Raw genomic sequence first — 18,898 nt, forward strand, 5'->3', positions numbered from 1 at the left:
CCGTGCGGCGGAGGGGCGCGGCCCGTACTCGGCCCGTACGCCGATGTGGGCGGCACGGACCCGCGGCCAGCATGGCTCGCATGCCGAACATGCCGAACGTGCTGAAGACGACCGCACTGCCCGACGTGCCCCGCTGGGCCGTGATCGCCGCCCACGCCGTCCCCCTGGCCACGCTCCCCTCCGGGCTGTGGCGGATCGCCCTCGTCGCCGGGCTCCCGGTGGCCGACGAGCCCGTCAGGGGATGGGCGGCGGTGCTCTACGTCCTGGGGCTCAGCGTCGTCTCCGAGGGCCTCGCCCTGCTGACGCTCGGCCTGGTGCGCGGGTGGGGCGAGGTCGTGCCGGGGTGGATACCGCTGCTCGGCGGGCGCAGGGTGCGGCCGCTCGCCGCGGTGGTCCCGGCCCTGCTCGGGGCGGCCGGTCTCTTCGCGATCATGGGCTGGTTCGCCTACGCCCAGTACGCGGGCCTGGGTCCGGGCGTCACCGGCAGCGCGGCCAAGGAGGCACTCCTCGTGGCCTGCTACGCGCCGCTCGTCCTGTGGGCCCCGCTGCTCGTCGCGGTGACGGCCGCGTACTACAGGCGGCGGACGGGAGGTGCGGGCGCGGCATGGACTCCTGCGGCGCAGGCGGCTAGTAAGTGAGCCCCGCTCGCGTACGGAAGTCCGTGCGCGAGCGGCACGGCGACGTACGACGACGTGACCGGAGGCCACCACATGCGAGTTGCCGCCACCCTCTACCTCACCGACGAGACCATCACCCCGATCCGCCTGGCCCGTGAGCTGGAGCAGCGCGGCTTCGCGGCGCTCCACCTCCCCGAGCACTCCCACATCCCCGTGTCCCGCGAGACGCCCTACCCCGGCGGTGAACTCCCGCCCGAGTGCGCCCGCATGCTCAACCCCTTCGTCGCCCTGGCCCAGGCCGCCGCCGTCACCGACCGGCTCGGACTCGGCACGAACATCACGCTCGTCGGGCAGCACGACCCCATCGACCTGGCCAAGCAGATCGCGACCCTCGACCACCTCTCCGGCGGCCGCTTCACCCTCGGCATCGGCTACGGCTGGAACAAGGAGGAGGCCGCCGACCACGGCGTCCAGTGGCGCACGCGGCGCGCGCTCGTGCGGGACCGGATGGCGGTCATGCGGGCGCTGTGGGCCGAGCAACCGACGTCGTACGAGGGTGAGTTCGCCAGTGTCCGGGCCAGCGACGTCCATCCGAAGCCGGTGCGCGCGCCCCGCCCGCGCAAGGAGGGCCCACTCCACGGCCCCCGCACCCTCATCGGCGGGGCCGCGGGCCCCCAGCTGTTCGCGCACATCGCGGAGTACGCCGACGGCTGGCTGCCCATCGGCGGCGGCGGACTGCGCGAGACGCTCCCCGCGCTGCGCACCGCCTGGGCGGACGCGGGCCGCGACCCCGCCGGTCTGTACGTGGCGCTCTCCGCCGTCGAGCCGACCGAGGGCAAGCTCGCGCACTACGAAGAGCTCGGCGTGGACGAGGTCATCGTGCAGCTTCCGGCGGGCGGTGAAGCCGAGGTTCTCCGGGTGCTCGACGGGTTCGAGCGATACGTGCACCTCACACCCGCCCCCGCCGGGCAGGACCGAACCAGCACTGACCTGTAGCTGTTTCTCCGGGAGGTCGCTCGTATGCTCGGACGCATGACCAACAGCGCGCCGCAGGACCCAGGCCCTCAGGAGTCGGCCCCCGCGCCGGCCCGACCCACCGCCAACGCCATGCGACGCGCCCTCAAACGGGCCAGGGACGGAGTCGCGCTCGACACCGCCGAGGCCGCCGTGCTGCTCCAGGCGCGCGGCGACGACCTGAAGGACCTCGCCACGTCCGCCGCGCGGGTGCGTGACGCGGGGCTCGCGGCGGTGGGGCGGCCCGGCGTCATCACGTACTCGAAGAAGGTCTTCATCCCGCTGACCCGGCTGTGCCGGGACAAGTGCCACTACTGCACCTTCGTGACCGTCCCCGGCAAGCTGCGGCGCGACGGGCACGGGATGTTCCTCTCGCCGGACGAGGTCGTCGACATCGCGCGGCGCGGGGCGGAAATGGGCTGCAAGGAAGCCCTGTTCACGCTCGGCGACCGCCCGGAGGACCGCTGGCCCGAGGCGCGCGAGTGGCTGGAGGCGGAGGGCTACGACGACACCCTCGCCTACGTCCGCGCGATGGCGATCCGCGTCCTTGAGGAGACGGGTCTGCTCCCGCACCTCAACCCCGGCGTCATGACCTGGACCGACCTGCAGCGGCTCAAGCCCGTCGCGCCCTCCATGGGGATGATGCTGGAGACGACGGCGACGCGGCTGTGGAGCGAGCCGGGGGGCCCGCACCACGGTTCGCCCGACAAGGAGCCCGCGGTCAGGCTGCGGGTCCTGGAGGACGCGGGCCGCTCGAACGTCCCCTTCACCACCGGGGTCCTGATCGGGATCGGCGAGACGTACGAGGAGCGGGCGGACGCCCTCTTCCGGCTGCGCTCGACGCAGCGTTCGTACCACGGCATCCAGGAAGTCATCGTCCAGAACTTCCGCGCCAAGCCGGACACGGCCATGCGCGGCATGCCCGACGCCGAGCTTGAGGAGCTCGCCGCGTGCATCGCGGTGGCCCGGCACATCCTCGGCCCGAGCGCCCGCATCCAGGCGCCGCCGAACCTGGTGGACGCGGAGTACGCGCTGCTCATCGGCGCGGGCATCGACGACTGGGGCGGCGTCTCGCCCCTCACGCCCGACCACGTGAACCCCGAGCGCCCCTGGCCGCACATCGACGAACTGGCGCGCAAGACCGCCGACGCGGGCTTCACGCTGCGCGAACGGCTCACGATCTACCCCGAGTTCATCGAGCGCGGCGAGCCCTGGCTCGACCCGCGCCTGCTGCCGCACGTGCGCGCGCTCGTCGACCCGGAGACGGGCCTGGCGAACGAGGACGCACGGCCGAGCGGACTGCCCTGGCAGGAGCCCGACGAGGGGTACGTCGCCTCGTCCGGCCGCACGGACCTGCACCGCACGATCGACACGACGGGCCGCACGTCCGACCGCCGCGACGACTTCGACGAGGTGTACGGCGACTGGGAGGCCCTGCGCGAGCAGGCCGCGCCCGGCATGGTCCCCTCACGCATCGACGGCGACGTGCGGGCCGCGCTCAAGACCGCTGCCGACGACCCGACGCGCCTGAGTGACGAGCAGGCGCTGGCCCTGCTGCACGCGGACGGGCCCGCGCTCGACGCGCTGTGCGGCATCGCGGACGACGTGCGCAAGTCGATGGTCGGCGACGACGTCACGTACATCGTCACGCGCAACATCAACTTCACGAACGTCTGTTACACCGGCTGCCGCTTCTGCGCGTTCGCCCAGCGCCGCACGGACGCCGACGCGTACACGCTCTCCCTGGACCAGGTCGCGGACCGGGCCGCGCAGGCCTGGGAGGTGGGCGCCACCGAGGTGTGCATGCAGGGCGGCATCCACCCGGACCTGCCGGGCACCGCCTACTTCGACATCGCGCGTGCGGTGAAGGAGCGCGTGCCGGGCATGCACGTGCACGCCTTCTCGCCGATGGAGGTCGTGAACGGCGCGACGCGCACGGGTCTTTCGATACGGGACTGGCTCAGCACCGCGAAGGAAGCGGGCCTGGACTCGATCCCCGGCACGGCCGCGGAGATCCTCGACGACGAGGTGCGCTGGGTCCTGACCAAGGGCAAGCTGCCCACGGCGACGTGGATCGAGGTGGTCAAGACGGCCCACGAGCTGGGCATCCGCTCGTCCTCGACGATGATGTACGGGCATGTGGACCAGCCGCGGCACTGGCTCGGGCACTTCCGCACGCTGGCCGCGATCCAGCAGGAGGCACTGAGCAAGGGGGTGGAGGGCTTCACGGAGTTCGTGACGCTGCCCTTCATCCACACGAACGCGCCGGTGTATCTGGCGGGCATCGCACGCCCGGGGCCGACGACCCGCGACAACCGCGCGGTGGTGGCGATGGCCCGGCTGCTGCTGCACCCCCACATCCCGAACATCCAGACCAGCTGGGTGAAGCTGGGCACGGAGGGTGCGGCGGAGATGCTGCGCTCGGGCGCGAACGACCTGGGCGGGACGCTGATGGAGGAGACCATCTCCCGCATGGCGGGCTCCAGTTACGGCTCGTACCGCTCGGTCAAGGACCTCGTCTCGATCGCGGAGGAGGCCGGGCGTCCGGCGAAACCACGGACGACGCTGTACGGAGAGGTGCCGCTGGAGCGCCAGGAGGCGGCCGCCGCTTCGGACGGCCACCTCCCGGAGCTGCTTCCCGTCCTGGACTGACTCGGGGGAGAGGTCAGCCCGGCGGGGCGGGGCCGTCGGGCGAGTTCGCCCGACGGCGGGTCAGGCGAGCTCGCCGCCGAAGCGGGCGCCCGCCTCCGGGGTGCCGAGCGAGGACGGGCTGAACGACGTGATGCCGGTCGTCGTCAGGCCCGTCCTGGCGCCACGGAACAGCCAGGCGGCGCCCGAGTCCTTGGTGGTGCCGTCCTCCTGGGGCACGCCCACGGTCAGGTCGGCGAGGCCGTCCTTGTTCACGTCGGCGAGCTTGACCTCCTCACCGAAGTTGTCGCCCTTCTCCGAGACGCCGGGGACGGCTGCCGTGTCCTGGTTGAACGCCTGGGCGCCGGTGCCGGTCAGGCCGTTCGCGCCGCCCTTGAGCAGGACGACCGCGCCGGTGTCCGCGACGTCGCCGAGGTTCTCGCCGGGCACGCCGACAACGATGTCCGCGTAGCCGTCGCCGGTGACATCACCCGCGGAAAGGGAGTAGCCGAACTGGTCGCCCCGCTCGGGCCCGTTGATCTCCGCGGCCTCGCCGGCGCCGGGAACGCCCGCGGTGTCCTGGTCTATCTTCGCGGTGCGGCTGGAGAAGCCGGCCGCGGAGCCGTAGACGACCCGGACCGCGCCCGCGTCGTAGACCTGGGTCTCGGAGACCTCGTCGACCTCGCGGGCGACCAGGTCGCCGTATCCGTCCTTGTCGACGTCGGCGATGACGCCGTTCGTCGTGAACTTCTTGGTCGCCGTCGACGTCTTGGCGAGGCCGTCCTTGCTGCCCTTCCACAGGCGCGAGGAGTGCTGCATCTCCTCGAAGTCGTGGCTGGTGACGAGGTCGTCGGCGCCGTCACCGGTCACGTCGCCCACCATGAGCTCCCTGGGGCCGTCGTCGCCGTTCTCGACGGACGAGGTGGAGGCGGGCTTCCCGTCACGGGTGAAGGGGCCGTAGCGCACCTCAAGGGTGGAGGAGGAGTTGGCGACGAGGTCGGACTTGCCGTCGCCGTTGAAGTCGCCTGCCTTCAGCGTCTGCACGTACTCGCCCGGCAGCTCGCTGCCCTGGGTCAGGCCGTTCGCGGAGCCCCAGATCACGACGTCCTTGGAGCCGTTGTTCACGGTGAGGTCGGTGTATCCGTCGCCGTCCAGGTCGGCTGCCTCGGTGCTCGCGCCGAAGCCGCCGTCCACCTCGGGGTCGCCGGGTACGCCGGCGGTGGTGCGGTTGATCTGCTTGGCGTGCGCGGTGTCGGCGCCGGACGCCGAGCCGTACACGATCGAGACGTAGCCCGCGCCGGACACGCCGTCGACGGCGCCGCGGTACGCGGAGACGGCGAGGTCGGCATATCCGTCGTGGTTGAAGTCGGTCACCGGCTTGCTCGCGGCGGACGCGGCGGGCGCGGCGGCGGCGGAACCCGCCGTGGCGACGACGGCGAGCGGTGTCGTGAGCGCGGCGACGGCGACGGCGGCAATGAGTGAACGGCGCACTGGTCCTCCTGTGGGGAAACTGCGTGTGACACCAGAGGAGACGGGCGCCTCGGGCAAGTGGTTGTACACCACAGGTTCACCGTTACGACGCCCGGACATTTCCGTTACAGAGCACGGAGTTCGCGCCCACGCACCGTCAAGGTCCGTGCGGTCCGCGTCACTTGGGGCGCGGTCCGCTTCCGGAATGGCGCACCAGGGCCGCCTGGCAGCCGCGTACCCAGTGACTCCGGTACTTCGCGGGAAGGGCGCCCGTGTACTCGGGTATGGAGACGTAGCTGTGGCAGATCTCCTGGTAGTCCACTTCACCGTCCTCGCCGACCGTGCGCGTTCTGATCGTGATCGTGTCCGTCGGTATCTCGGTCGTGAGGCTCGGGGACTGGAGTGGGTAGGGCTGCTTTGCCGACGGCGAGGGGGACGACGGCGTGGGCGCCGCGGTCGTTGCGGGCGTGGGCGCGGCGGTCGTTGCGGGAGCGGGCGCGGGCGGCGTCGCCGGGTCAGGTTCCGCCTCGGTACGGGCCTTCACCCACGCATAGCCCTGGTCATAGGCTTCCTTGGCCTTCGGGTCGTCCCTGGCGGGGAAGGCCGAGGACTCGAGCACGACCGTGGCGACGGCCGAGACGGCGATGGCGGCGGCCAGGGACATCAACGCGACGCGGGGCGTGGGCTTGCGCATCGCGGCAGCTTTTCACATCGGGTTTTCACATCGAGGTTCCGACGGGTTCCGGCCATGGCCCTTCCACCCCCTCCCGCGATGAAAAGCCCTGGTGAAGGCCGGTCAAAAGTGATCTGAAGGGCGACTCCTTAGATATCGCATCGACCCTGAACCGACCGTTCCTGGTCGATTACAGTGCTGCGCAGAACGTGCGCAGAGGGTGCGCGCCGAGAGCAGGGAGAGGGGGTGCCGTGAGCACCGCAGCAGCCACCGGAGTCTGGGGGCGTGCCGAGCAGCAGGACTTCCGCAGCCGGGTTCGCGGCACGTTGCTCGGAGCCGCCGTCGGGGACGCCCTTGGCGCGCCCGTCGACGAGCTGAGCCTCGACGGGATACGGGAGGCTCACGGCGCGGAAGGGCTGACCGAGCCCGCCCCCGCTCACGGCAGGCGCGGAGCCGTCACCGCGGCCACGCAGCTCACCCTCTTCACCGTCGACGGACTCATACGCGCCCAGGTGCGGCGCGACACCGGCGCCTGGCATCCGCCCACCGACCTGCACCGCGCCTATCGCCGCTGGGCGGCCACCCAGAGCGACTGGGGGCCCGACGAGCGGCGCAAGGAAGACGGATGGCTGGCCCGCGAGGAGTGGCTCTACTCGCGGCGCTCGCCCGCCCGCGCCTGCCTGGTCGGGCTGGGGGACGACACCATGGGAACGCTGGAGGCCCCCAAGAATCCGGACGAGCGGGGGGCCGAGGCCGTGACGCGGTCCGCTCCCTTCGGGCTGCTGGTCGGGTGGGAGCCGCAGCTCGTGCTTCAGCTGGCCGTGGAGTGCGCCGTGCAGACGCACGGCCATCCCACCGCCTACCTCGCGGCCGGCGCGCACACGGTCCTCGTGCACGGTCTCGCCCGGGGCGAGTCCTTGGACGGGGCCATCCAGCGGGCGCTTGCGCTGCTCGCCGCCCGGCCCGGTCATCAGCCCGTCACCGATGCGCTGAAGCATGCGCTGGGGGCCGTGCGGCAGGGGATGCCCACGCCCTCCCGGGTGGAGGAGCTGATGGGGGACGGGGGAGCCGAGGGCGCGCTCGCCGCCGCCGTGTACTGCGCCCTCGTGGGCGAGGACATCCGGCACGGGCTGCGGCTCGCGGTCAACCAGGGCGGCGCGTCCGCCGCAGCGGGAGGCCTGTGCGGGGCGCTGCTCGGCGCGCTGCACGGAGAGACCGCGTTGCCTCCGGGCTGGCTGACCGAGCTGGAGGGCCGCGCGACGATTCTTGAGCTTGCGGACGACTTCGCGATGGAGATGACGCAGGGGCCCGCGCTGCACGGGCCTGCCGTTTCCTCGCCGGGGTGGCTGGCGCGGTATCCGCGGGCGTGAGGGTGGGCTTCGACGCGAACGCCGGACAGGCCGCGGGAAGCAGCCTGCCCGGCGTTCGAGGACGAACCCGGCGGAGCCGGTGATCTACGGCAACCGGCCCTGGGGGGTGGCCACCTCGTCACCCTCGCCCGCCCGCGGCGGAACAACTGCCGCACCGGCGGAGTCGCCGTCATCATCCGTATTGATCTTCTCGATGATCGCGTCCCGCTCCGGGGTGTCCTCCGGCTTCAGGTGGCCGACCAGGATGTAGAGGACGAGCGAGACCGCCAGGGGGATCGAGACCTGGTACTCCAGCGGCACCCCGCCCTCGACGTTCCAGTTGATCGGGTAGTTGACCAGCCAGAAGGCCAGCAGACCCATCGACCAGCTGGTCAGTGCCGCGGTCGGTCCCGACTTGCGGAACGTGCGCAGCAGACCCAGCATCATCGGGATCGCGATCGGGCCCATCAGTCCGGCCACCCACTTGATGACGACGGTGATGATGTCCTTGAACGCGGGGGAGTTGACCTGAGTGGCCACCGCCATCGAGAGGCCCAGGAAGACCACCGTCGTGAGGCGGGCCGCGATGAGGCCCTTGCGGTCGTTCCAGCTCCTGGCCGCCCTGGACACCACCGGTGCCACGTCCCGCGTGAAGACCGCGGCGATCGCGTTCGCGTCCGATGAGCACATGGCCATCGTGTGCGAGAAGAAGCCGACGATGACCAGTCCCAACAGGCCGTGCGGCAGCAGTTGTTCGGTCATCAGGGCGTACGAGTCCGAGCCGTCGGGCTTCTGCGCGTCGACCAGGAGCGGGGACATCCACATGGGGAAGAAGAGGACGACCGGCCAGACGAGCCACAGGATCGCCGAGAGCCGGGCCGAGCGCGCCGCCTCGCGGGGGCTCGACGTGGCCATGTAGCGCTGGGCCTGGTTGAGCATGCCGCCGTTGTACTCGAAGAGCTTGATGAAGAGGAACGCCAGCAGGAAGATCGTGCCGTACGGGCCGACCAACGGCTTTCCGTGACCGGCCAGTTCGGGCTCGTCCCAGACGCCGAAGAAGCCGCCGTGCTCGCCGAGCTTGGCGACCACGGCCACGAACATCGCGACACCGGCCAGGAGTTGGATGATGAACTGGCCGAGCTCGGTGAGCGCGTCGGCCCACAGGCCGCCGATGGTGCAGTAGATGGCGGTGATCACGCCGGTGATCAGGATGCCCTGGTTGATCGAGATGCCGGTGAAGACGGAGAGCAGTGTGGAGATGGCGGCCCACTTGGCGGCCACGTCCACGATCTTCAGGAGCATTCCGGACCAGGCGAGCGCCTGCTGGGTCTTCAGGTTGTAGCGGTTCTTGAGGTATTCGAGCGGCGAGGCCACGTGCAGCCGTGAGCGCAGCCGGTTGATGCGGGGAGCGAAGAGCTTCGAGCCGATGGCGATGCCGAGCGCGATCGGGAACGACCAGGTGATGAAGGACGTGACGCCGTAGGTGTACGCGATGCCCGCGTACCCGGTGAACATCACCGCGCTGTAGCCGGACATGTGGTGCGAGATGCCGGACAGCCACCAGGGCATCTTGCCGCCCGCGGTGAAGAAGTCGCTGACGTTGTCCACGCGCTTGTGGGACCAGATGCCGATCGCGACCATGACGCCGAAGTAGCCGATGAGCACGGCCCAGTCGAGACTGTTCATGTGCCCCCTCCAGGGGTCCGCCTTGTGAACTGCGCTGAAATGCCGTGCACTTCGCCAGTTTCGTGACATACGGGACGTGGGCGGCCTTGAAGTGCCCGCTCATGGTGGGTTCGGGCGCACGCCGCGGACAACCGCCCGTGAGGTCAAGAGCAAGTAAAATCGTTCTGTTTGCTGACCTGCGTTCACATTCTTGATCCTGGGTGATCTTCGAGCCGGACCCTGACCACGCGCAAAAAACGGCTGTACGGGACCCAGGTCCCGTACAGCCGTTGTCCGTTCGGCGGCGCGACGCCTGCCGCATGAACCCCTATCGCATCAGCTCTCCCGCGTTCACCAGGAGCGACTGCCCCGTGATGGCCCGCGCCCGGTCCGACGCGAGGAACACCGCCGCGTCCGCCACATCCCCGTCCGTGGCCAGCTCGGGCAGCGCCATCCGCTCCGCGAGCCGCCCCCGCACCTCCTCCTCCGGCACCCCTTCGGTGTGCGCGGTGAACTGGACGTACGCCTCGACCGGCGGGCCCCACATCCAGCCGGGCAGCACCGTGTTGACCCGGATCCGGTCGGGCCCCACCTCGTGGGCGAGCGAGTACATCGCCGACGTCAGCGCGCCCTTCGACGCCGCGTATGCCGCCTGCCGCACCTGCGAGGGCGAGGCGATGGCCGACTGCGTGCCGATGAACACCACCGAGCCGCCGCCCCGCTCCTTGAGCGCGGGCAGACAGGCCCGCGTCATCCGCAGCGTGCCGAGGAGGTTCACGTCGATCACCTGCTGCCAGGTCGCGAAGTCCGCGTCCCGAACACCCCCGAAGTAGCTGTCCCAGGCGGCCACATGGACCACCGCGTCGATCCCGCCGAAGCGCTCGCGCGCCAGCCCCGCCAGGGCCTCGCACTGGGTCTCGTCGGTGATGTCGGTCGCGCGGTACGCCGTCCGCGTGCCCTCGGGGTCGATCTCCGCGGCGGACTTCGCGAGGTTCGCCTCCGTGCGCGCCCCGAGGACGGCCCGGCCCCCGTCACGTACGACGGCGGCCGCCACCTGATGGCCGAGACCGGCACCGACCCCCGAGACGACGACGGTCTTTCCTTCGAGGAGCGAGCGCATGGGGCGCCTCCCGGCTCTGGCAGTTTTGCTGACGGGGCGTCAGAGTATGGGCGTCCACCGGAGGAAGGAAGAGGGAGGAAGGGGAGAGGCATGAGCGAGGACACCAGCGGCAGCGCCCGCGAGGACACGCGCGACGGCACCCGCGGCGAGGTGTACGGCGAACTGGCCGCCGTCGGGCCCTACGGCGTGCACCCGGGCCACGCCCTGATCACCATGGTCGAGCCGCACCCGGGCCATGAGTACGCCTACAACCGCTGGTACGAGGACGACCACTACTACGCCGGCGCGATGGCGATGCCCTGGATGTACGCGGGCCGCCGCTGGGTCGCACCCCGGGAGCTCCAACTCCTGCGCCTGCCCGAGAAGTCGGCGGTCGCCGAGCCCCTGACCGCGGGCTGCTACCTCTCCACGTACTGGGTCACCGAGGGCCGCTACGACGAGCACATGAAGTGGACCGTCGGCATCAACAAGCGCCTCAACCGCGACGGCCGCGTCTACCAGGACCGCACGCACGTGTTCACGGCCTTCCAGGACCACGAGGCCACCGTCTACCGGGACGGGGCCGCGGGACCCCGCGACTTCCACGCGCTCGACCACCCCTACCAGGGCCTCGTGCTCGAAGTCGTCGACGCCGAATCGGTCGGGCGGCGCGAGGAACTCCTGGAGTGGCTGCGCGCCAAGCATCTGCCGCGCGCCCTCGCCGGATCGCCCGCCGCGATGGTGACCATCTTCCGGCCGACCCCGCTGCCGGGGGACCGGATGACGTACGTGAAGCAGGTCGAGGGAGTCGACACGCGGCTCACGCTGCTCTGGTTCCTGCAGGCCGATCCGCGGGAGTGCTGGCAGGAGCACTTCGCCGGGCGGGCGGACGCGGTGGCGGAGTCAGGGATGGGGAGGGTGGAGCTGGTGGCGCCGTTCATTCCCACGGTGCCGGGAACGGATCTGTACGTCGATCAGCTCCGGTAGAAAAGGCCGAGCCCCCTCGGCCGGGACGGCGGGCCAGTCGAGAGGGCTCAATCGGTTCTGCTTATGCGGTTGTTGATCTCTCGCTGATCCTGTGGTGCTGTTGTGCGGGGGGTCGCCTATCAGCCGAGGTGTGTGGTCTCCCGGCCGACCTCGGAGACGAACGCGCGCCATGAGTCGGAGGGAAAGGCGAGGACGGGGCCCTCGGTGACCTTTGAGTCCCGGACCGAAATTGCCGTTGAAATGGGGGACTTGACCTCGACACACGCGCCGTTTCCCGTGGAATACGAGGACTTGACCCATGTATTCGTAGCGCCCTGATGAATTGCCATGGTTACTCCGGTTTGCCCAGTTGTTGAGTTGCGGTCACCGCCAAGTGCGGCTGCGCCAACAGGTGTTGCTTGGTGGCGTGAATGACGCTACTCGCCAACATCGCTGAGTGAAGAGAGCGTTCACTCGACCGGATGGCATATTCCAGTGGGGTCTTCCGCCTCGCCGAGGCCAAGGTGTACCGTGCGGCACTTTCCTGTGCGGGGCGGTCGTATACGCGGTCCGCGATCTAGCGTGCGTACTCTTTCGCGATGTCTGCGATGAGTTGGCGTGATTGATCCACGTTCAGGGCCTGTGCCCGCAGATGTTCGTACATCACGCTGTACTGCTGGACGTCGTTCGCTTTCTCCAGATAGAGATCGCTCGTGACGCCCTCGATGTAGACCACGCTGGAATCCGCGGCGTCCGGGAACTCCAGAATCGCGTACTGGCCGTTGAGGCCGGGGTGCGCACCCATCTCGAAGGGAATCACCTGGACGGTCACGTGCGGCAGTTGGGACTGCTCCACGAGATGCTCCAGCTGGTCGCGCATGAGGTGCCGGGAGCCGACCACGCGGCGCAGCGCGGACTCGTCCAGGACGGTCCACAGGCGCAGCGGATTCTCCGGGGCGCTGATGCGCTCCTGACGCCGGACGCGGACCTGGACGCGCTTCTCGATGTCCGTCGGCGTGGTCTCCGGCAGGGCGCCGGTGATGAGGGCCTCCGCGTACGGACGGGTCTGGAGCAGGCCGGGGACGACCTGCGGGTCGTACACGCGCAGGGATGCCGCGTCCGTCTCCAGACCGATGTAGACGCTGTACGGGATGTCGCCGAAGGAGTGCCACCAGCCCTGCTGGCGCGAGTCCTTGGCCATTTGCATGAGCGAGTCGACGATGCGGTGGTCCTCGACCTCGTAGACCCCGCAGAGATCGCGTACATCGCGCTGGCTGATCGAACGGCGGCCGTTCTCGAGGCGGCTGATCTTCGACTGCGAGACCAGCAGGCGCTCGGCGACCTCCTCGGCCGTCATGCCCTTGAGCTCACGGAGCCTGCGGAGCTCCTGGCCCAAACGGCGTCGCCTGACGGTGGGATTGACACTGGACGCCACGGACGTGCACCTCCGACTACATGCCTCTACTTTGCGTATCTGCTGTTCAGCAGAGTGCCACCAACGTGTCGCGCACCGCTGGGAAACAGCCGATGTGCGGTGCGAACCGCAATGCGACACGAAGACGGACGTGAGGACTGGTGTGAGGGGTGCGGCCCGGCCGCGCGGTGCCGGCGTGAATGTGCGGCCGCGCGGGGCGGAGGTACCGGTGTCGTCGTCCGGACGTTCCGGTGCCAGTGCCCCGCGCGGCCCAGCGGCTCCCGAACCGGGTCTGGGGGACTGCGGTGCGGCGTTGCTGTTGCCGATGCTGCGGTGAGTCTCTACTGCGGTGAGTCTTTTGCTGCGGTTGCTGCGGTTACTGCGGTGCGTCCAGCCAGGGCGACCGGTTCAGTGGGCCACGGCACGTGCCATGGACCCGCGGCGCGGCTGCATCGGAACCCCGCCGGGTTCCGGCGCGGTCCTGGCCGGCTGTCGGCCACCGCCCGGTCCACCAGGCCCACCCGGCCCACCCGGGCCCGCTGGGGCCGGGCTGCGGCGTGGCTGAGCGGCCACACCGTTCTGGACGTCCATCACGGCGTGCGCCACGAGGCCGCCCATCGGGTCGTGCCTGATCAGGTCCCGGAGACGGGAGCGCGATGAACGCCCTTCGTTGCCGGGGTAGAGGTGCTTGCCGAGTCCCACTGCGTGAGCGAGCGCGGCGAGCGCCGCGGTCCGCGGGTCCGGAGGTACGCCGGTGCGGATCGCACTGTCCAGTCGGGACCTGATGTCCCGGCTGATTGCCGTGTCCGTCGCTTGATAGCGAGTCGTCGGCAGCACTCCGCACATCTGGCCCGATACGGCATGCACCATGCCGCACCGCTCCAGGTGCGCGAGGTAAATCTGGCGCAGCCCCAGTCGGGGCCCGCCAATCCAGTGGACTGCCCGAACCGGGCTGCCGCGCCTGCGCAGCAGTTCCAGTGCGGAGTCCAGAGTCGGATCTCCGGTCGGCCGTGGCATCACCACGGCGATACGATCCCCGTCTGGGGCTATCCGTCCGGCCAGCGCCAGCTCCACTAGCTGTGCTCCGGCCAGACCGAGGTCGAGCGACTGCGGCTGCGCTGTGGTACCCGTGGCCGGGTCCAAAGCGAGCAGCAGAAGCTCCTCCGGAATCGTTCTGCGGCTCTTGCCCATCCATGCCTCCCCGCGTGGATGAATGACAGGGTGACCCCTCTCACATTGGTCTGTCGAGAGTGCGTGACCGGTAAGTACGGGAACCAGTAGGTATGTCGTTCTCGTCTACCACGGGGGTTAAGCCCCCACACAGGACACTGGTACATGGTTCGGACAGCGGGTCCGGCCATGTTTTGGCGCAACGGCAACGCGAGCGGCATGGCGTACGAGGAGGCATCGGTGGCGGGCGAGACCCCCGACAGGTCGAAGCAGCGGAAGTCGTCGGGGAAACCGACTGGGTCAGAACCGTCCGTGCCGGCGCCGGAGGAACGCGATCCGCGCCTTGCGGTGGCCCGCGAGGTCCCCGCGGCGCGCGAGGAGACGCGCGGCGAGGTGCGCGACGAGGTTCGGGAGGACAAGGCGACGGCCGTCTTCTCGACGAAGGCGGTGGCTGAGGCGGCCGCGGCTGAGGCGGAGGCGGATGCCTCCGGCTCCAAGGACGCCGAGGGGTCCGCCGAGGGTTCCTCTGAGGGTTCTTCCGAGGCCGCCGAGGCCGAGGCCGAGCCCAAGGGCGAGGAGAAGGGCGACGCGCGGCTGCGCGCCGCTGTGGCGGCGTGGGTGGCCTCCGCGGACGAGGAGGGCCCCGAGGCCGCGGAGGGCGAGAAGTCCGCGCAGGAGGCGGCTGCGGCCGACGAGGAGGCCGCCTCTGGGGAGGACGCAGCCTCTGACGAGGACGCGACCGCCGACGACGAGGCGACCGCCGCCGATGACGAGGATGACTCCTCCGGCGACTCCGAGTCCGACGCTGCCGGTGAGTCCGAGCCCTCCGACTCCGAATCCGAATCCGACTCCGAGGCTGCGGCTTCGGAGAGCGATGCGGCCGACGAGGCCCCGGCTGACGACGAGGCCGACGCCTCGGAGGACCCCGAGCCCACTGACTCCGCCGACTCCGCCGACTCCACGGATTCCACCGAGGACGACGCCGACGAGGACGAGGCCAAGGACGAGACCAAGGCCGAGGCAGCGGCCAAGGACGAGACCCCCGAGCCCCCCTCCGGCGGAGTCGATCAGGCCACCGCCGTCTTCAAGGCGCTGCCCCCGAAGGCCGTCGACCAGCCGACGACCATGCTCAAGCTGGGCGACCACAAGCCCAAGCCCAAGGCCGCCGACAAGGCCGACAAGGCTGAGGACAAGCCCGCCGACAAGGCCGGGGCAAAGCCCGCTGCAGAGCCGACCGCAAAGCCGACCGCAAAGCCGGAAGGCGAGGCCGAGCGCACCAGCAAGTTCGTCGCGCTCAAGCCCCTGGACAACGCCTCGTCCAGCGGTGCGCTGCCCCCGGCCAAGGCGGCCCCCGCAGCCGGAGCCGCGACGCCCGAGAAGGCGCCCACGCCGGAAAAGGGCAGCGTAGGCCCCGAGCGCACCACCCAGCAGCCTCTTCCCCCGAGGCCGCCGCTCGACCTCCTCGCCGAGCTGACCAACACTCCGCCGCCGCCCGAGACCCGCGTGCGCACCACCGTGCGGAGGGTCAAGATCTGGACGCCGCTGGTGCTGCTCATGGTGGTCGTCTTTGCGGTCGTACAGGCAGTGCGTCCGCTGCCGACGCCCAGCCTCACGCTCACCGCGAAGGAGACGGTTTCCTTCGAGGGGGACAAGCCGTCCATGCCGTGGCCGAGCCAGGGCGAGGCGGCGATGGACGTCAACGGCATCGGGACGTTCGGCACGAGCGGGAGCCAGAAGCCCGTGCCGATCGCGAGCATCGCCAAGGTCATGACCGTCTATCTGATCCTCCGCGACCACCCGCTGAAGAAGGGTGGCGACAACGGCCCGGACATCCCGGTCGACGCCGCGGCGGCGAAGCACTACGAGACGGGCAAGGCGGACAACGAGTCGGTCGTCAAGGTGACCGAGGGGCAGAAGATCAGCGAGTACGAGGCGCTGCAGGCGGTCATGCTGCCGTCCGCGAACAACATCGCCAAGCTGCTCGCCCGCTGGGACACCAAGAGCGATTCCGAGGACGAGTTCGTCGCGAAGATGAACAAGACGGCCAAGGAACTCGGCATGAAGAACACCCACTACACGGACCCCAGCGGCCTCGACAAGACGACCGTGTCGACCGCCGAGGACCTCGTGAAGCTGGGCCGGGCCGCGATGGAGGACCCGGTCTTCAACGAGATCTCCCGCCAGCCCAGCTACAAGGACCTCAACGGCGACAAGCAGAACAACTTCTTCGGGCTCGTCCCGACGGTCGCCATCGGCATCAAGACCGGCACCACCACCGCGGCGGGCGGCAACATCCTCTTCGCCGCGGAGAAGAAGATCGGCGGCGAGACCCGGACGATCATCGGTGCCGCACTCGGTCAGTACGGGCAGAACGGCGTGGCCAACATCGACGAGGTCACCAAGGTCACCCGCACGCTCATCGAGGCCGGGCAGGAAGCGCTCATCTCCAAGAAGATCGTGAAGAAGGGCGATGTCGTCGGCGAGGTCGACGACGGCCTGGGCGGCACGACCCCGGTCGTCGCCACCAAGGACGTCACCGCCGCGGGCTGGTCGGGCCTGACCGTGAAGCTGAAGCTCGGCGAGGACGGCGGCGAAACCGTCCCGCACTCGGCGAAGGCCGGTACGAAGGTCGGCGTGCTGAGCGTCGGCGACGGCAAGGACGGCGCCGTAGAGGTGCCCGTCGCGCTCCAGAAGGACCTCGGCGAGCCGGGCTTCGGAGCCAAGCTCAAGCGCGTCGGCTGAGGCAGACGCGACGCGCGCAGTACAACGCAACGCGGCACGACGCAGGAGCAGTACGACGTGGGCGTGGGCGGAGGCGCAAGCCGCCGCCCACGTCTGCTCCCTGCGGACCGTGCGTGCTAGCGTCACAAGTTCGGGGGCAGTACGCCGGGGCTGAGCGACGGGGTGTTCCGGGACGGGCCCCCTGACACGGCCCCCGGACGGACAAGAACGACACGGGGAGTGCCGCAAGTGGCCACAGCGGAGCCGACGCGAGCCGACGACGCCGATCCTGATTCCGGCACCGGTGGTGGCACCCGCACCGGGGCGCGAATACAGCTGCCCGCCCAGCGCCGCGCCCATCCCGTGACGCCCCAAGAGGCCCCCGGGTGGATGCGGTTCCTGCGGCACCCCGTGACCATCACGACCCTCACCGCGGCCGTCCTGCACGTCCTGTGGTTCTTCACCTTCGCCAACAGCGGTGGAGACCTCGCCGCGCAGGACGCCTGGGCCGAGTTCGTCGGACGGCACCCCGACTCCGCGTACAACCTCGCCTGGTACGGCGGGATGCACCCGGTGTCGTACAGCGTCGTCTCGCCGTATCTGATGTCGGTGCTCGGCGTCCGGACCACGATGATGATCGCCGGGACGGTCTCCGCCGCGCTGCTCACGATGATCCTGATCCGCAGCCGTGCGGTGAAGCAGCCCCTGTGGCCCGCCTTCGCGGGTGTCTTCGCGCTGTTCTGCAACGCGGTCTCGGGCCGCGTGACGTACGGCCTCGGTCAGATGTTCGCGTTGATGGCCGTTGCCGCCGTCTTCTGCTGGCCCTACCGCTGGCGCTACAAGCGGTGGGCGAAGGCCCTGGTCGCCGCGCCGTTCGCCGCGCTCGCGACCATGGGAAGCCCGGTGGCCGGGCTCTTCGTGGGCCTGGTCGCCGTCGCCCTTTTCCTCAGCAAGCGCTACCCCGGCGCGTACGCGCTCGGGCTCGCGCCCGCCGTCGTCGTGGGCTTGTCCGCGTGGCTCTTCCCGTTCTCCGGCACGCAGCCGATGTCGTTCGGGTCGGCGTCACTGCCCTTGATCTGCTCCGGCCTCGTCTTCTTCCTCGTGCCGAAGCAGTGGAAGACCGTGCGGATCACCACCGCGGTGTACGCGGCCTTCGTGCTCGGCGTCTGGCTGATCAACTCGCAGATCGGCTCCAACATCAGCCGCCTCGCGATGTCCTTCGCGGGCGTCGCGTTCCTCGCCGCGCTGCCGTTCACGGTGAAGAAGTCCCGCAAGTGGTACACGATCGTCATGGCGCTCGTCGCCTTCACCGGCTGGGTCGGGTTCAAGGCGGTCGACGACATAGTGCACACGACGCCCCAGGCCTCCTGGACGCGTGAGCTCGCGCCGCTCGTCAACGAACTGCAGGAGGTCGGCGCCGAGAAGGGCCGCGTCGAGGTCGTGCCCGCGCGCAGCCACCGCGAGGCATCCGCCCTCGCGCCGTACGTGAACCTCGCCCGCGGCTGGAACCGCCAGGCGGACATGGAGCGCAACCCCCTCTTCTACGACGACACCCTCAACTCCGCGAACTACCACGAGTGGCTCCAGCGCTGGTCCGTGCATTACGTCGTGCTGCCCAAGGGCGAGCCCGACGGCGACGGAGGCAAGCGCGAGGCCGCGCTGGTCGAGCGGGGCCTGCCGTATCTGAAGCAGGTGTGGGTCGACTCCAACTGGCAGCTGTACGAGGTCACCGACCCGACGCCGCTCGCCGATCCGCCCGCGGTCGTCGACCGCGCCGAGGCGGGCGGCATGACGATCGAGGTGAAGGAGGCGGGCCGCGTCCTGATCCGTGTCCCGTACTCGCCGTGGCTCAGCCTCGTCGACGCCGAAGGCAAGGGCGTCGAGCGGCCGAGGGAGACCGAGGAGTCCCAGCGGCAGCGCGAGGACGACGAGGACGCCCCCAAGGAGTTCGACAACCTCAACGGCTGCCTGATGGAGGCCGAGGAGGACGCCGAGGGCGACAAGTGGACCGAGCTGCTCGCTCCGGGTCCCGGTGTCTACCGCCTCGGCGCCCCCTACCAGCTGCCCCGCGGCACCGCCTGCCCGGAGGAACTGCGCGAGAGCGTGCGCTAG

General features: G+C 70.2%; 14 protein-coding genes. 7 read left to right on the plus strand and 7 right to left on the minus strand.

Annotation, left to right across the window (positions count from 1 at the left end):
• Positions 1-80: 80 nt before the first annotated feature.
• The 3 genes from AC07AG_RS21035 to AC07AG_RS21045 all read left to right on the plus strand — a co-directional run bounded on the left by AC07AG_RS21035 (position 81) and on the right by AC07AG_RS21045 (position 4,283).
• Positions 81-638 carry a hypothetical protein gene (locus AC07AG_RS21035; protein WP_478756600.1) on the plus strand — a complete coding sequence of 186 codons (558 nt, stop codon included), beginning with the start codon at positions 81-83 and terminating at the stop codon, positions 636-638.
• A gap of 72 nt (positions 639-710) precedes the next feature.
• Positions 711-1,613, plus strand: a complete 903-nt coding sequence (locus tag AC07AG_RS21040; protein ID WP_478756601.1) for an LLM class F420-dependent oxidoreductase — start codon at positions 711-713, stop codon at positions 1,611-1,613.
• Positions 1,614-1,649: 36 nt separating this feature from the next.
• Complete coding sequence (locus AC07AG_RS21045; RefSeq protein ID WP_478756603.1) at positions 1,650-4,283, plus strand: bifunctional FO biosynthesis protein CofGH; 2,634 nt, start codon at positions 1,650-1,652, stop codon at positions 4,281-4,283.
• 60 nt (positions 4,284-4,343) lie between these two features.
• Here AC07AG_RS21045 and AC07AG_RS21050 read toward each other — a convergent pair whose 3' ends face one another.
• Together AC07AG_RS21050 and AC07AG_RS21055 are read right to left on the minus strand one after the other, a co-directional pair.
• A complete protein-coding gene (locus AC07AG_RS21050; protein ID WP_478756604.1) occupies positions 4,344-5,750 on the minus strand; it encodes an FG-GAP-like repeat-containing protein in 1,407 nt (468 codons plus the stop codon).
• Between the two features lie 157 nt (positions 5,751-5,907).
• Positions 5,908-6,423 carry a hypothetical protein gene (locus AC07AG_RS21055; protein WP_478756606.1) on the minus strand — a complete coding sequence of 172 codons (516 nt, stop codon included), beginning with the start codon at positions 6,421-6,423 and terminating at the stop codon, positions 5,908-5,910.
• 230 nt (positions 6,424-6,653) lie between these two features.
• On the opposite strand from AC07AG_RS21055, the gene AC07AG_RS21060 reads away from it, so the two are divergent.
• Complete coding sequence (locus tag AC07AG_RS21060; protein ID WP_478756608.1) at positions 6,654-7,772, plus strand: ADP-ribosylglycohydrolase family protein; 1,119 nt, start codon at positions 6,654-6,656, stop codon at positions 7,770-7,772.
• A gap of 84 nt (positions 7,773-7,856) precedes the next feature.
• Here AC07AG_RS21060 and AC07AG_RS21065 read toward each other — a convergent pair whose 3' ends face one another.
• Positions 7,857-9,437, minus strand: a complete 1,581-nt coding sequence (locus AC07AG_RS21065; protein WP_478756610.1) for a sodium:solute symporter family protein — start codon at positions 9,435-9,437, stop codon at positions 7,857-7,859.
• A 307-nt stretch (positions 9,438-9,744) separates the two neighbouring features.
• Entirely contained in the window at positions 9,745-10,536 is a 792-nt protein-coding gene (locus AC07AG_RS21070) for an SDR family oxidoreductase (RefSeq protein ID WP_478756612.1), read from the minus strand.
• 90 nt (positions 10,537-10,626) lie between these two features.
• Between AC07AG_RS21070 and AC07AG_RS21075 the strand changes: the two genes are divergently transcribed.
• Positions 10,627-11,502 (plus strand): hypothetical protein, encoded by an 876-nt coding sequence (locus AC07AG_RS21075; protein WP_478756614.1) that lies wholly within the window; start codon positions 10,627-10,629, stop codon positions 11,500-11,502.
• Between the two features lie 119 nt (positions 11,503-11,621).
• On the opposite strand, the gene AC07AG_RS21080 is transcribed toward AC07AG_RS21075, so the two are convergent.
• The 3 genes from AC07AG_RS21080 to AC07AG_RS21090 form a co-directional block, all read right to left on the minus strand.
• A complete protein-coding gene (locus AC07AG_RS21080; protein ID WP_249589347.1) occupies positions 11,622-11,831 on the minus strand; it encodes a DUF397 domain-containing protein in 210 nt (69 codons plus the stop codon).
• A 227-nt stretch (positions 11,832-12,058) separates the two neighbouring features.
• Positions 12,059-12,916, minus strand: a complete 858-nt coding sequence (locus tag AC07AG_RS21085; RefSeq protein WP_249589348.1) for a helix-turn-helix domain-containing protein — start codon at positions 12,914-12,916, stop codon at positions 12,059-12,061.
• Between the two features lie 387 nt (positions 12,917-13,303).
• Positions 13,304-14,086, minus strand: coding sequence for a GOLPH3/VPS74 family protein (locus AC07AG_RS21090; RefSeq protein WP_383315415.1), 783 nt, complete (start codon positions 14,084-14,086; stop codon positions 13,304-13,306).
• 168 nt (positions 14,087-14,254) lie between these two features.
• Between AC07AG_RS21090 and AC07AG_RS21095 the strand changes: the two genes are divergently transcribed.
• Positions 14,255-16,807: a D-alanyl-D-alanine carboxypeptidase gene (locus AC07AG_RS21095; protein ID WP_478756617.1), complete on the plus strand. Its 2,553-nt coding sequence runs from the start codon at positions 14,255-14,257 to the stop codon at positions 16,805-16,807.
• 228 nt (positions 16,808-17,035) lie between these two features.
• The gene (locus AC07AG_RS21100; protein ID WP_478756618.1) at positions 17,036-18,898 is read left to right on the plus strand and encodes an MFS transporter; all 1,863 of its coding nucleotides are present in this window, start codon (positions 17,036-17,038) and stop codon (positions 18,896-18,898) included.

Source organism: Streptomyces sp. NPDC044044 (assembly GCF_056434405.1).